Genomic DNA, 13,476 nt, shown 5'->3' on the forward strand with positions numbered 1-13,476 from the left:
AATGCATTGAGATAGTTTTCAATTAACCGGTTTAGGTTAACGAGGAAGTACGCTGCGAAGTGGGGGAGTTACTAATTAGGAGAATGAAGGAGACTTGGATAAGGGAAGTGAATTTTAGCCACAGATTTCACAAATTTTCACTGATTAATGCATTGAGATAGTTTTCAATTAACCGGTTTAGGTTAACGAGGAAGTACGCTGCGATTTGGGGGAGTTACTAATTAGGAGAATGAAGGAGACTTGGATAAGGGAAGTGAATTTTAGCCACAGATTTCACAAATTTTCACTGATTAATGCATTGAGATAGTTTTCAATGAACCGGTTTAGGTTAACGAGGAAGTACGCTGCGAAGTGGGGGAGTTACTAATTAGGAGAATGAAGGAGACTTGGATAAGGGAAGTGAATTTTAGCCACAGATTTCACAAATTTTCACTGATTAATGCATTGAGATGGTTTTCAATTAACCGGTTTAGGTTAACGAGGAAGTACGCTGCGATTTGGGGGAGTTACTAATTAGGAGAATGAAGGAGACTTGGATAAGGGAAGTGAATTTTAGCCGCAGATTTTACAAATTTTCACTAATGATTGTTTCGTTGGTTTAGGGCACAGCTCTGAATCGGGATTATTGGTGCAGCGCATTTTAATACCTCAAAAGCAGCATTGATAAGTTTTGGTCGCTACTGTTTTGGCTCGTCAATTTTATTCAAAGCCAGGAATTTTTTGTCCACAATCTATTTCCAAAATAAGAATGGAATCGGGGGGATTTAGGGTAGTCGATTGTAAAAGTGAACCGCTTCCTTCATTTTTCTTTTTCGAATGGCTTTAATGATAAAAGAGGACAGTCCTACTCCGGCGCCTGCAAAAAGGAGGGGGGAAGGTTGATTGATATTTTGGAGGCCCTCCGCATTGGTTTGGGTAGCGGTATGCATAATGCCCACGGCCACCAAGGCAATGCCGCTATAGAGTAGGCCGTTTTCCGTCCGTTTCAATCGGTTGATTTTTTTAAAATACTCCTGCATGTCCCTTTCATCTGCCAGCGCTTTTTGCAAATTCTCCCAGCTGGCCTTTTGCAGAGGCGCATCCCCTTTTTGAAAATACAGCTGTGTTAAGTTTTGAGGTGCCAAATGTCCGTTTAATGCATTGTGCCCATACAAAAGCTCTTTTTTGCTGTAGAGTTGAATAGCCTGTTTGCCTGCTTTATTAGTCGTCAGGACCTCTTTTTTGGTTTCGTGCTTGGCAAAAAATGGATATTTGGTCCGATAGTGCTGGTCGAAATGAAAATAGCTTTGACCAACGGCATTCAAGCTGATGAAGAAAGTGAACAGGCAAGAGAAAAATAGAAAGGATCTCATCCGAAAAAATGCTTAGGTAGGTATTAATTGTCTTTTGTGGTGAAAATCTAAAATAAAAATTTGTAAAATAAACAAAACGCAGCGCCTTTCTTTTGTTGTTGGTCGATTTTCTAGAATTCGTACAATTTTAGCGCCTGGTAGAGCGGAGTTTTGCATTGGTTGATTCCTTTCGGGCGTTGGTTGAAATTTTTTTATCTCCTTTTAATTATTGTCGTGATTAGTATTGTAATCGAACAACAAAATTCAACACCATGAAAAATAGAGGTCTGAAATTAATATTACTAATAGGGTGCTTCCTGTTAGTTTCGGTATCGGTTTTTGCGATTAAAGGAAACCGAAAAGGCAAAGGAGGCGGTGAGATGCGGGCTTATTTTAAGGAGACTATTCTTCCGGAAATTCAAGCGCAACGGAAAGCCTTTGATGATAAATTAAGTAATAAGGAAAAGAAAAAAATCACGGAGTTACGCGCAAGGCTTGAAGTTTTGAAAGCGAATGGAAAGCAAAAGAAAGGGCAGGGCAGAGCACTTGAAGAGGAGTCCTTTGAATTGCCCTCTGCAGAAGAAAGAGCTCAAATGCGCGCTGTGGAAAAAGAAAAAAGAGCGATAATGACCGAAGCCTGGGCAATAGCTGATAAGCACGAAGCGGAATTGGAGGAGGTCATCGTAGCGATGGAACCCTTGCTTCAAAAATGGCATGGAGAGATGAAGCTCATGAAGGAGGAGAAGCTGGAGAAAATGAAAGAGCGTCGTGCAGAAAAGGGGAGTCCGGAAGGTCGAGAAAGAAAAGGGCGACATGGGGAAATGCGTCACCGCGGTCCACGGGGCAAACATCAATTTGGGAATATGGGAATGCTTTCAAATGGGGCGATGTTTGTCCTGATGGATCCGGATAAGGACCCAATGGAAGATGATGCGCCGGGTAACAGAGGTCCCCGGGCCTTCCCCAATCCGGTAAGTGATGTGATGAATGTGGATCTTTCAAATTATGAGGGACAGGCGGTAACGCTCACGGTGGTACTGAAAGGTGGCGAGGAAGTAAAGAGTGTTCAGGTACAAGCGGAACATGAAGCCACCTATCAATTGGCTACCGGTGATTTAAGCGCTGGCATGTATCTGTTGAGAATCAAAGCGGAGGGCGAAAAAGCCCAAACCATTCGTTTTATTAAAAAATAATTCATTGAAAATAACAGTCGTAAAGTAGGTGTAGAGGGGAGTCCGAATAGGGCTCCCTTTTTTTGACCGAATGATGCCTGGCAGGTTAAGGCCGAATTAATGATGCTTCCATCCTCGCTTAACGGCAAGGCTGGAAATAGGAAGGGATTTGTCCTGTTTCAAGTTTTTACAGAGAAGCAGATGAATGAGGAGAATGCAAGTCTGCCCCAATTTGGGCTATTAACGAATCAAATAAACCTTTTGATCTGGAAATGAGTCGATTGAAGAGGGTTGTTGGATTTAGTGGTGAATAATTCGAGTTGAAAATCAGGCACACTCTGCTCAATGACTTGAAAGTAAACCTCTGGAGAGTTTTATAGAATCTGGTACTGCAAAATTCGGCCTTGATTTCTTTGGAACCTGGTGGAAAGGGTTCAAATGGAAATTCAGACTTATTTTTGTCTCTCCGGATTGGCTTTCAGGAAAGCTCCCCAGGAAGTGCTTTTGGTCGTTTGTTCGCCGCCCAGAAAATGATGGGTGATGGCCACGCCCAAGGCATCAGTAGCATCCAGATACTCCGGAATTTCCTTTAGGTTCAGCAAGGTTTTCAGCATGGCAGCTAATTGTTCCTTACTGGCATTTCCGTTTCCGGTGACAGATTGTTTTACTTTTTTGGGGGCATATTCGGTAACCGGCAACCCATGATTGAGTGCTGCCACCATGGCAACCCCCTGAGCTCTGCCCAGTTTCAGCATGGACTGCACATTTTGGCCATAAAAAGGAGCCTCTAATGCCACTTCATCCGGAAGATATTCTTCAATAATGCCCCAGACCCTTTCATAAATTTTCTGTAATTTTAGCGCATGGGAGCTGTACTTTTTTAAGTGAATGACCCCGTATTGAAGGCAGGACATCTTATTTCCCTTCACCATGATTACCCCATACCCCATTACTTGCGTGCCGGGGTCCAAACCTAAAATTATCTTTTCTGTGCTAGATGCCATCCCAATTTCAATTGCCAAAAAATATCTGCGCCAGGCCTTCCCTGTATTAAAGGTGGTCCTTTGGTGTGCGCTGATGATTGTTTTATGGGGCAAAATAAGGGATAATTTTTCAGCTCAGGAAATTTATTTACACATTGTCCGAATTCCGGATTTAGGCTTTTGGGGGATGTTGTTGCTTTTGATGATGTTGCTCAACTGGGGGCTGGAGGCGGCCAAATGGAAACTGATCGCCTCTTCGGTGAAAAATATCTCTTTATGGAAGGCCTTTAAAGGGGTTTGGTCTGCATTAGCTTTTTCCCTGGTAGGGCCTATGGGACTAGGTCATCATATGGGCAGAATTTTGTCTTTAAATTCCTCAGGAAGGTTTCGGCTTATCCTGCCTATTTTTGTGGGGCAGGCGGCGCAAATGTTCTGGACGACTTGCTTTGGGCTTTGGGGATTTGGGTTTTACTGGCAGCACGGTCTGGTGACTTTCTTTAGGCATAGTGGGCGTTTAGTCCCGGTGTTGATTGTCCTGATCCTGTTGGTCGTTTTCCTGTTTCGTAAATACGCACCGCGGGATAAGTGGGGGCGGCAGACTCGCTTTCTGTTCAACAGCTTTTCTCATCATGATTTTCTTCGCATTTGGCTGCTGGCGCTGGGTCGCTATCTTGTCTTTTGCCTGCAGTTTTTGCTGATATTTAAATTGTTAGGGATCGAATTGCCTATATTAGAAATTCTCAGGGGCATTGCTTTTATGTTTCTGGCGAAATCTGTTATCCCTGCGGTACATTTATTAGGAGATTTGGGCATCCGGGAGTTTGCACTTTGGTCCTATTTCTCTTTATTACCTGTGGATATCAGTTTGATAATCGCCGGAGGCCTGATGCTTTGGGTGGTAAACGTTTTAATTCCCGCTTTTTGGGGCTCGTTTTTTATTTTCAAATGGTCACAATAATTTACTTAATCATAATGGTACTTTACAGTATCGTCGTCATGATGAATGGCTACGGCTGGCTGAGGAATGTCAAATACCGACAGCCCTACTGTGTGAAGGTGTCCGTGATTGTGGCGGCCAGGAATGAGCAAAATGGCATCGGGGATTTATTAAAGGATTTGAGTCGGCAACGGTATCCGGATTTGGAAGTGATCGTAGTAGATGATCATTCAGAGGATGCGACTGCCATTGTAGTGAAACGATGGGCAGAGCGGGACCATCGGATTAAATACTTCACCCTGGAGGAGGGGAGTGGGAAAAAGAGTGCGGTGAGTTATGGTATTGAACGGGCCGGCGGTGAGATTATGTTATTCACAGATGCGGATTGTAGATTGGGCGCTTTCTGGATAGATCGTATGGTGCGTCCTTTTCAAAACGATCAGGTACATATGGTGCTGGGGCCGGTTATGCTGACGGCTCATCAGGGATTTTTCTCTCGTTTGCAAAAAATGGAATTCAGCAGTCTGATGGGTTTTACCGGCGGAATGAGTGGTTGGGGGAACCCAATTTTCTGCAATGGCGCAAATTTAGCTTATCGTAAATCCACCTTTGAGGCGCTGGGCGGATTTAAAGGGATCGACGGAATCCCCACTGGAGACGATGAACTATTTATGCGGAAAGTATTGAAGGATTTTCCGGATGGTGTAATTTTCCAAACCTCCCAAAAATCGGTGGTGGTTACAGATCCTCCGCTTAGCTGGAAGCAGTTTGAGGCGCAAAGGGTGCGATGGGCCAGTAAATGGAATTATCAGAAAACAGTGGTGGAATCCTTACCGGCGGTGTTGATCTTTGTCATTCATGCTGCTACGCTTTTGATGTTGGTGACCGGTTTTTGGGATCATCTTTATTGGTATGTGGGGCTCTGTGGTCTGGGCTTACGATTGCTTTCCGAATATATTTTGCTTCGGGGAGTGTATTTTTTTACCAGACAGTCCTGGGATTTTGTCGCCTTCGCAGTGATGTTTCTGCTTTATCCTTTTTATGCCATTTATTTTGCTTTTAAAACCCTTTTTGGGGATTATCAGTGGAAGGGGCGACAAAATAAGGAAGAAGAAGAAACCGCTCCCGTACATTCCGGGAAGAGGGTAGATTGAGGAGATTTTTATTCCTTGATCCTGGGAGCTCTCAGTCCGAATATTCAGACGCTCTTTTGAAGTCAGGGTGTCTAATTTCTTCTGTTAAATCCAACACCTTATTTTTCAACGCGCTTTTAGATTACATCATTATTCAAATACGGCTTTAAGTAGGATTATTCATGTTTCATTACTTGTTTAGCTGTAAGGCGGAAAAAATAATGGATTAGTTCTAATTTCAAGCTTTTCCAAGGTAGCAGCTGAACGAGGAGAAAGCGAGCTTTCCTAAATCCGGGCTAATAACAAATCGGCCATTACAACCTTATCGAATAGGATGAAAGCGATTTAAGCCGAAGTACTAAACTGAGTGGTAAATGATTCGGCTAAGCATGCAAAATTTAGATCAAATGAAACAAAAAAAGAAGCCCAAAGACCTCTTTTCTGTAATTATTTTAAATCATATTTTTCATCCAGAAAGCGGTTCCATTTGTTCAGCACCTCCTGCGCAATCCGATATTGCTCGCTCTTGAGTAGAAAGCTTTCATTGAAATTACAATAAGCCATAAATTCCTCCGCTAAACCGGCATTTTCAGGTCCAATCAGGGTAATGACCCAGTCCTTATTGTATTTCTCCGCAATAATTTCCTGGTTGATTTTTTCTTGTTCTTCTTTACTTACTTTCGGTTTTTTATTCTTTTTCGAAAACAATTTGCTTGGGGAGAAGCTCACAAAATCAAATTTATCCGGTTCATCAAAGCCCGGGATGGGAGGTAGCTCTTCCAATTGGTCTTTTTGTTTGCGGCGTTCCTCATATTCCACATAATAGCTCGGGTCCGGCTTCCAGCCCTCGGTGACTACCAGGTCCGAGAATTCATCTTTAAAGTCTTCCACATTTTCCGGTAATACCGTTACGTCGACGTTTTCCAGCGTATAGCTGGTTTTGGAAAGGGTAATATTTACATACAGTTCTCCTTCTCCTTCCGGAATTTCCACCGGGATCCGTTGTTTTTCATAGCCGACATAGGAGCACCAAAGGGTATCCTGAGGCGCCGTGTGCACAATGAAACGGCCTTGTGCATCAGTAGTGGCGCCAAAACGTCCAATTACAGTGATAACATGGACATAAGGCAGGGGGTGGTCATTTTCATCCACGATTTTACCCTTAATTTTTAAGTAAAGGTCGTCAAGGTTTTGCGCCTGACTTTGGGGGAAAGACCAAAGTGTGAGAAATGCGATCAAAAGAAAACTCAAACGTAATTTAATCATGCGCATAAGATAGCGATATTTTAAATTAATTGATATTTACGGGAGGGTCGGACTCAAAAAATCTTCTAAATTTGGCCCCAAATGATATGAAATGACAGCATTGGAATCAGAAATACTGGAAGAACTATTTTTTGTAATTTCCTACCCGGATTTATTGGAGGAGCTTCAAATGGAAAAGGAAGAGTTAGACGTCTCTTTGAAGATTTTAGTCCGTAAAGGGTGGGTGAAAGCCATGGAATCTCTGGATGCAGAGGCGATATCCATGGATTTATTTGAATCTCGCCTTGAAAAATTGTATTATCTGGCGACAAAAGAAGGTTTGTTGAAGTTGCACGGCCATTAAGCGAATAAAAAATGCTCACCAGTACCCCCACGTCAAAAGAAACAATAAAACCATTAAGTCCCTGGGCGGGATTTTGGGAGATTCCGGCCTGTAGATGGGGAGCTATGGGTTTGCTTTTGGCGCTAATGGTGGTGGTGGGTGGTTACGTGATATTGCCGGATCCTTCTCCGAATGCAAATGATGGCAATATTCAATTAAGAAAACAGGCCCCGAACTTTGTGGCGGATATACTGGTAGTGCGGAAAAATGCAGAAATCGATTTCCCTTCCTATATCGAAAGATGGTGGAAAGGGACACCCTCTAAATATTTACTGGAGCCATATGATTCTTTGGTGATTGATGGAGATTTCGTGAAAATTCTGCCTTTCGGATCTCAAAAGGATCGGTGGAAACGCTATCATATTTGTGATGTAACCACGCCCTTGTATGTCGGCCCACTGGAAGAAATGCAATTTCCCTCTGCTCGACCTTATATCAAAGAGCATGGTGGTTATCGTATTCTGATGGCCAATGGTAAGGACCGTTTCCGCTCTATGGCAGAATTGCACCTGGATCTGGAAGACCATCTCAGTAGTCGAAGGTACTGGCTGGGGACGGATCGCGCCGGACGGGATTTACTGAGTCGCTTGCTATTAGGAACCAGAATTTCACTCAGTATTGGTTTGTTAGCCGCCCTTTTGAGCGTAGCCATTGGGGTATTGGTGGGAAGCCTGGCGGGTTATTATGGCGGTTGGCAGGATCAGGTACTCAGCTGGTTCATGACGGTGGTTTGGTCTATTCCGGCCATCATGTTGATCATCGCAATTAGTCTGGCTTTTCAGCAAAAAGGGGTAATGGTATCTTTTATCGCAGTGGGGATGACCATGTGGGTGGAAGTGGCCCGCTTAGTACGCGGACAGGTGATGGCCCTGAAGAATGCGCTTTATGTAGAAGCCGCCCGAACGATTGGACTGAGTGACTTTAAAATTGTTTTTGTGCATATTTTACCTAATATTGTCGGGGAATTGATCGTCATGGGAACGGCGAATTTTGCTGCAGCGATATTATTGGAGGCCGGCCTGAGTTTTTTGGGTTTGGGTGTGCAGCCTCCGGCGCCTTCATGGGGCGGAATGTTAATGGAGGGATTTAATGCTTTGGGCACCAGAAATTCTTTCCATTTGGTGTTTTTTCCTTCGCTGGCAATTATGGGAATGGTAGGCTCGATCAATCTTTTAGGAAATGGTTTAAGAACCTTATCAGACCCTAAGCGGAAAGTAAAGGGCTAGAACAATGATGGAATCGGTAAACTTCGAAAAAAAATATCAACTCAAGGAACTGGAATTAAATGCACTTCTGGAGGTATCTATGGGGATCAACAATAATATGAAAGAGGAGCATTTGTATCGGGTTTTCCAATTTACCCTTCAGGGAACTTTCGGTGTAGAGCGTATGGCGCTCTATGTATGTAATGAGTCGGGCTGGGGTTGTAAGGCCCAGTTCAATACCGACAGTAACTTTGAGGAGAATCCACTGGATGAATGCCTGCTGGAAGTGAAGGACATTAAGAAGGTGGATGAAATCACTCCCTGTAATTCCATTTTTTCTGAATTTGATGTCATCATTCCGGTGTCTCATAAGCAGGAGCGGTTGGCAGTATTGCTGGTGGGGTCCAATGGACAGAAAGAAGAGATGAACCTGAAGTTTATCCAGACCCTGGCCAATCTTATTTTTGTGGCGCTGGAAAACAAGAAATTCGCCCGTAGACAACTGAAACAGGAGCGAATGAACCGGGAAATAGAAATCGCCAATCAGGTGCAGAAAAGTTTGCTGCCTCCTTCCTTGCCCAATTCAGAGAAACTGCAGATGGCAGCAGAATATGTGCCGCACCATGGAATTGGTGGGGATTATTATGATTGCATCACTCTGGAGGATGGTCGTTACCTGATTTGTATGGCGGATGTTTCCGGTAAAGGTATTCCGGCAGCTTTGCTAATGTCGAACTTTCAGGCTTCTTTGAGGACCATCGTCCTGCATACCACCGACCTGAAAGAAGTGGTGGCCTCGGTGAATCAGCAGATCCAACGCCGTGGAGCGCAGGAGCACTTCATCACGGTTTTTCTGGCCATATATGATATGGAGCGCAACACTCTGGAATACGTAAACGCCGGGCATAATCAACCCCTGGTTATTCATGAGAATGGGCAGGTGCAGCATCTAGATAAAGGAAGTACGATCATGGGCTTTTTTGATCCGCTCCCTTTCATTGAAAGTGGTTTACTTACTAATTTGGAGGCTTTTACCTTATTCTGCTATACGGATGGTTTGACCGAAACCTTTAACGATCAGGAGGAAGAATACGGGGAAGAGCGTCTGGAAGCTTTTTTGGTGAATCAGCAAACCTTAACGCCGGAGGAGATTATCCAGGAAATGATGAAGGAGTTGAATAACTACCGGAAAGAAGTCCCTTATGCCGATGATATTTCTATTTTTACCCTTAAAAAATGGGCCTGATCAAACCTCACCGCGTACCGGATTTCCTTCAGCGGTATTTTTCAAGCTTTGTATTTAAAAAAGATGTTAGGGAGCCGACCATCTATCTGACTTTTGATGATGGCCCCATTCCGGAAGTGACTCCCTGGGTGTTGTCCTGTTTGAAAGATTTTGAGGCGCATGCCACTTTTTTCATGGTGGGCGATAATGTTCGAAAGCATCCTGAGGTGTTTAAGCAGGTGCTGGAAGAAGGGCATTTAGTTGGGAATCACACCTTTAATCACCTGAAAGGCTGGTCGGAAAGTAATGCCGACTATCTGGAGAATATTGGCTTATGCCAAAAGTGTTTTGCTGAGGTGAGATTGGAGGAGAATTCTTTTCAAAAACCACTTTTTAGGCCTCCTCATGGTCAGATTAAACCCGGTCAGGTCAAAGAAATTCGTGATTCTTATAAAATCATCCTTTGGGATGTACTCACCTGTGATTATGATCAATCTCTGAAGCCGGAAGAAATTTTAGAGAAAACGATTGAATTGACCCGTTCTGGCAGTATCGTGGTGTTTCATGATAGCCTGAAAGCGGAACGGAATGTTAAATTTGTGTTACCCCGCTATATTTCTCACTTTAAATCTTTAGGCTTTAAATTTGAGACATTGTAATTATTGAAGTACAATTGCCCTTTCGAAATAATGAAAGTTCCCATTCGTCACGAAATTTTCATTTTGCCCCTATGATATTTCTCATCTTGTATTATTTCAAGAAATAATCGCCTATTGGTCTTTGGCGGAAATTTAATATTTTTGTGCAAATTGGTAGAATGCTACCTGCACAAAAAATAACGAAATTAGGGTTAATGCAGCTAATCGATACGCATGCTCATATTTATTTAGAGCAATTTAAGGAAGACCGGAAAGAGATGATAGCAGCAGCAAAAGCTGCCGGAATTGGACGTATTTATATGCCTAATATTGATGTGGCTTCCATAGCGTCGATGATGGAGCTGCAGCAAGAATACCCTGATTATTGTTTCCCAATGATGGGGCTACACCCCTGTGACGTAAAAGAAGACTATAAAGCACAGTTGGAAACCATGCGTGCCTGGTTTGATCGTTTTCCATTTGCCGCTGTAGGTGAAATCGGGACAGACCTGTACTGGGATAAAACCACCCTTGATATTCAGCTGGAGGCTTTGAGCATACAGATCGGCTGGGCCAAGGAACTGGATCTGCCGGTGGTTTTACATTGCCGGGATTCTTTTGCCGAGACCATTGAGGTGGTAGAAGCCGAACAGGATGGTCGTTTGCGTGGGGTTTTTCACTGTTTTACGGGTAGTATTGCTGATGCCCAAAGAGCGATTGACTGTGGATTTATGTTAGGGATGGGTGGTGTGAGCACCTTTAAGAATGGCGGGATGGACAAAGTGATCCCTTCTCTGGACCTGCAACATTTAATTTTGGAAACAGATGCGCCTTATCTTGCGCCCGTGCCTCATCGCGGAAAAAGAAATGAACCTGCTTATGTGCGCTTGGTAGCGGATCGTGTCGCCGAACTACAATCCATTCCTGTGGAAGAAGTGGCTGAGATTACTACCGAAAATGCAATGCGATTATTTCGCGCGCCTAATCTATAATATAAACAGCACTGAATGGCACCTAAATATAGAATAACAAGACTTAATACCGCAGCTCCCTATGAGCCAAAAGCCAAAATTCTGATTGTTTATACCGGCGGAACACTAGGGATGGTGAAAGACCGTTCCGGTTCACTGATTTCTGTGGGTTTTCATGAAATCATCGAACGCCTGCCGGAAATCAATACCTTAAACCTGGATCTGACCGTGATCAGTTTTCCTACCACTATTGATTCCTCCAATGTGCGGATCGAGAACTGGCAGGATGTCGGGTATATTATCAAGGAAAATTTCCATCAATATGAAGGTTTTGTCGTTTTGCACGGAACCGATACGATGGCCTATACGGCCGCAGCCCTCTCTTTTATGTTGCAGGGTTTGAATAAGCCGGTCATTGTCACCGGAGCCCAATTGCCTATTGGTGCCCGCCGTACCGATGCCCGGGCCAATGTAATTACGGCGCTGGAATTAGCCTCTGCGCATGATGGTAATCACGAGCCTTTAATTCCGGAAGTGGCCGTTTATTTTGATTCCAAATTGTATCGTGGGAATCGCGTGAAAAAGATTCGTTCTTCCCAATTTCATGCTTTTGACTCGGAAAATTATCCCGCCCTGGCAGTGGTAGGCACCGAGATCGAATATAATCGCTCTGCTGCTTTGCCATGGATTCCGCAGGATATGCTGCGCTACCAATGGAAGTTTGATCGAAATGTGGCCATTTTGAAAATCTTTCCTTCCATGCCACATGCTTATGTGGACGCGATTCTGAATATTCCGAACCTGAAAGGGGTGGTGATGGAGTCCTATGGTTCTGGAAATGCCCCAACCGTGCGTTGGTTTTTGGAGCGTTTGGAAAAGGCCGTGGAGAAAGGAATTATTGTTGTCAATGTTACCCAGTGTATCGGTGGCTCCGTTTTGCATGGCCGTTATGCTACCAGCTCGGAGTTGGAGAAAATTGGGGTGGTAAGTGGATATGACATGACCACCGAGGCCGCCATGGTGAAATTAATGTTTCTCCTGGGGAATCAGAAAAGTCCTGATTTAGTGAGAAAAATGCTTCAGGTTCCTTTATGTGGCGAAATGACCATTTTGTAAAGGTTTCAAAAAAACATAATATTCTTGCATGAAGAGATATTTATTGATTTATTTGTGTTCGTGATGAACGATCACAATATAATATTTCATAGAAAGGATTTCGCTCTATTTCTTATTGTAAGGAATAGAGCAGAAAGAAGTCCCCTGGATTCTGAGGTTCGCCACCTTACCTTTCTACTTAAACTTTAAATTTTTTCTTACACTTTAACAGTTAAATTCTACACTTAGAGAATTAATTAAAAACTGAACTATGAAAAAGTTATTTGCTTTGTTGATGATCGCTGGTATGGTGTCTTTCGGTACAGCCGCTAAGACCTATGCTCAGGAAGAAGAAGTTGCTCAAACTGAGGAGGTAGCGACTGATGAAAACCAGGTAGTTGAAGAGGCGGCTCCAGCCCCTGTTCAAGAGGAGGCGCAAGTAGAGGAAGTTGTTGCGGAAGACGTGACTTTCCACCAAGCCGTTAAACAAAAATTCATCGAAGGTGGATGGGAGTTTATGGGTATTGTATTGGTGTGTTTGATCATCGGATTGGCAGTAGCGATCGAGCGTATTATTACTTTGAACCTTGCAACTACTAACACTAAGAAGTTGTTGGCTAAAGTTGAAGAGGCACTTCAGTCTGGTGGTGTTGAAGCCGCTAAAGAAGTAACTCGTAACACGCGTGGCCCTGTAGCGTCTATCTTTACTCAAGGTTTGATGCGTGCCTCTGAAGGTATCGAGATGGTTGAGAAATCTGTAATCTCTTACGGTTCTGTAGAAATGGGTCGTTTGGAAAAAGGATTGGTATGGATCTCTCTTTTCATCGCTTTGGCTCCTATGTTAGGTTTCATGGGTACGGTATTGGGTATGATTCAGGCATTCGATATGATCGAGGCTGTTGGTGATATCTCTCCAACCGTTGTAGCCGGTGGTATTAAAGTAGCACTTTTGACTACTGTAGCTGGTTTGATCGTAGCGGTTATCCTTCAGTTGTTCTATAACTACTGTGTATCTAAGATCGACTCTTTGGTTAACGATATGGAAGATGCTTCCATCTCTTTGATCGATCTTTTAGTAAAATACACTAAGTAATTCATCTCCCCAAGACGGGAATGAACTGGAACAATTGTTTGGCTA

Annotated in this window: 13 protein-coding genes; 10 read left to right on the forward strand and 3 right to left on the reverse strand. The window is 43.6% G+C overall.

Translation table 11 applies throughout. From position 1 onward, the window contains the following. Window positions 1-764: 764 nt before the first annotated feature. On the reverse strand, window positions 765-1,352 hold the full coding sequence (locus NG22_RS02005; protein WP_053404164.1) for a hypothetical protein: 588 nt from the start codon (window positions 1,350-1,352) through the stop codon (window positions 765-767). A 251-nt stretch (window positions 1,353-1,603) separates the two neighbouring features. Between NG22_RS02005 and NG22_RS02010 the strand changes: the two genes are divergently transcribed. Further along, window positions 1,604-2,524, forward strand: coding sequence for a T9SS type A sorting domain-containing protein (locus tag NG22_RS02010; RefSeq protein ID WP_053404165.1), 921 nt, complete (start codon window positions 1,604-1,606; stop codon window positions 2,522-2,524). Window positions 2,525-2,955: 431 nt separating this feature from the next. Here the strand turns inward: NG22_RS02010 and ruvC are convergent, their stop codons facing one another. Further along, entirely contained in the window at window positions 2,956-3,507 is a 552-nt protein-coding gene (gene ruvC, locus NG22_RS02015) for a crossover junction endodeoxyribonuclease RuvC (protein WP_053404166.1), read from the reverse strand. Between ruvC and NG22_RS02020 the strand changes: the two genes are divergently transcribed. Beyond that, window positions 3,494-4,444 carry a lysylphosphatidylglycerol synthase domain-containing protein gene (locus tag NG22_RS02020; protein ID WP_053404167.1) on the forward strand — a complete coding sequence of 317 codons (951 nt, stop codon included), beginning with the start codon at window positions 3,494-3,496 and terminating at the stop codon, window positions 4,442-4,444. The two genes, ruvC and NG22_RS02020, sit on opposite strands and share 14 nt — an antisense overlap. Before the next feature lie 14 nt (window positions 4,445-4,458). Next, window positions 4,459-5,577: a glycosyltransferase gene (locus NG22_RS02025; protein WP_172674307.1), complete on the forward strand. Its 1,119-nt coding sequence runs from the start codon at window positions 4,459-4,461 to the stop codon at window positions 5,575-5,577. A 426-nt stretch (window positions 5,578-6,003) separates the two neighbouring features. Here the strand turns inward: NG22_RS02025 and NG22_RS02030 are convergent, their stop codons facing one another. After that, the gene (locus NG22_RS02030; protein WP_053404169.1) at window positions 6,004-6,828 is read right to left on the reverse strand and encodes a carboxypeptidase-like regulatory domain-containing protein; all 825 of its coding nucleotides are present in this window, start codon (window positions 6,826-6,828) and stop codon (window positions 6,004-6,006) included. A gap of 85 nt (window positions 6,829-6,913) precedes the next feature. On the opposite strand from NG22_RS02030, the gene NG22_RS02035 reads away from it, so the two are divergent. The 7 genes from NG22_RS02035 to NG22_RS02065 all read left to right on the forward strand — a co-directional run bounded on the left by NG22_RS02035 (window position 6,914) and on the right by NG22_RS02065 (window position 13,431). Beyond that, window positions 6,914-7,165: a hypothetical protein gene (locus tag NG22_RS02035; protein ID WP_053404170.1), complete on the forward strand. Its 252-nt coding sequence runs from the start codon at window positions 6,914-6,916 to the stop codon at window positions 7,163-7,165. A gap of 11 nt (window positions 7,166-7,176) precedes the next feature. Next, window positions 7,177-8,430: an ABC transporter permease gene (locus NG22_RS17540; RefSeq protein WP_253275642.1), complete on the forward strand. Its 1,254-nt coding sequence runs from the start codon at window positions 7,177-7,179 to the stop codon at window positions 8,428-8,430. A 4-nt stretch (window positions 8,431-8,434) separates the two neighbouring features. Then, the gene (locus NG22_RS02045) at window positions 8,435-9,655 is read left to right on the forward strand and encodes a PP2C family protein-serine/threonine phosphatase (protein WP_053404171.1); all 1,221 of its coding nucleotides are present in this window, start codon (window positions 8,435-8,437) and stop codon (window positions 9,653-9,655) included. Continuing rightward, a complete protein-coding gene (locus NG22_RS02050; RefSeq protein ID WP_053404172.1) occupies window positions 9,646-10,293 on the forward strand; it encodes a polysaccharide deacetylase family protein in 648 nt (215 codons plus the stop codon). Before NG22_RS02045 ends, NG22_RS02050 begins: the two co-directional genes overlap by 10 nt. 194 nt (window positions 10,294-10,487) lie before the next feature. Further along, a complete protein-coding gene (locus tag NG22_RS02055) occupies window positions 10,488-11,264 on the forward strand; it encodes a TatD family hydrolase (RefSeq protein ID WP_053406866.1) in 777 nt (258 codons plus the stop codon). A 15-nt stretch (window positions 11,265-11,279) separates the two neighbouring features. Next, window positions 11,280-12,359: an asparaginase gene (locus NG22_RS02060; protein WP_053404173.1), complete on the forward strand. Its 1,080-nt coding sequence runs from the start codon at window positions 11,280-11,282 to the stop codon at window positions 12,357-12,359. Between the two features lie 250 nt (window positions 12,360-12,609). After that, on the forward strand, window positions 12,610-13,431 hold the full coding sequence (locus NG22_RS02065; protein WP_053404174.1) for a MotA/TolQ/ExbB proton channel family protein: 822 nt from the start codon (window positions 12,610-12,612) through the stop codon (window positions 13,429-13,431). The last annotated feature ends 45 nt before the right edge of the window (window positions 13,432-13,476 follow it).

Source organism: Persicobacter sp. CCB-QB2, from assembly GCF_001274635.1.
Taxonomy (GTDB): domain Bacteria; phylum Bacteroidota; class Bacteroidia; order Cytophagales; family Cyclobacteriaceae; genus Persicobacter; species Persicobacter diffluens.

Excerpts from the sequence above, each read along its gene's own strand:
- NG22_RS02005 (WP_053404164.1), bottom strand. The coding sequence starts at position 1,352 with ATGAGATCCTTTCTATTTTTCTCTTGCCTGTTCACTTTCTTCATCAGC.
- NG22_RS02010 (WP_053404165.1), top strand. The coding sequence starts at position 1,604 with ATGAAAAATAGAGGTCTGAAATTAATATTACTAATAGGGTGCTTCCTG.
- ruvC (WP_053404166.1), bottom strand. The coding sequence starts at position 3,507 with ATGGCATCTAGCACAGAAAAGATAATTTTAGGTTTGGACCCCGGCACG.
- NG22_RS02025 (WP_172674307.1), top strand. The coding sequence starts at position 4,459 with ATGGTACTTTACAGTATCGTCGTCATGATGAATGGCTACGGCTGGCTG.
- NG22_RS02030 (WP_053404169.1), bottom strand. The coding sequence starts at position 6,828 with ATGCGCATGATTAAATTACGTTTGAGTTTTCTTTTGATCGCATTTCTC.
- NG22_RS02035 (WP_053404170.1), top strand. The coding sequence starts at position 6,914 with ATGACAGCATTGGAATCAGAAATACTGGAAGAACTATTTTTTGTAATT.
- NG22_RS17540 (WP_253275642.1), top strand. The coding sequence starts at position 7,177 with ATGCTCACCAGTACCCCCACGTCAAAAGAAACAATAAAACCATTAAGT.
- NG22_RS02045 (WP_053404171.1), top strand. The coding sequence starts at position 8,435 with ATGATGGAATCGGTAAACTTCGAAAAAAAATATCAACTCAAGGAACTG.
- NG22_RS02050 (WP_053404172.1), top strand. The coding sequence starts at position 9,646 with ATGGGCCTGATCAAACCTCACCGCGTACCGGATTTCCTTCAGCGGTAT.
- NG22_RS02055 (WP_053406866.1), top strand. The coding sequence starts at position 10,488 with ATGCAGCTAATCGATACGCATGCTCATATTTATTTAGAGCAATTTAAG.
- NG22_RS02060 (WP_053404173.1), top strand. The coding sequence starts at position 11,280 with ATGGCACCTAAATATAGAATAACAAGACTTAATACCGCAGCTCCCTAT.
- NG22_RS02065 (WP_053404174.1), top strand. The coding sequence starts at position 12,610 with ATGAAAAAGTTATTTGCTTTGTTGATGATCGCTGGTATGGTGTCTTTC.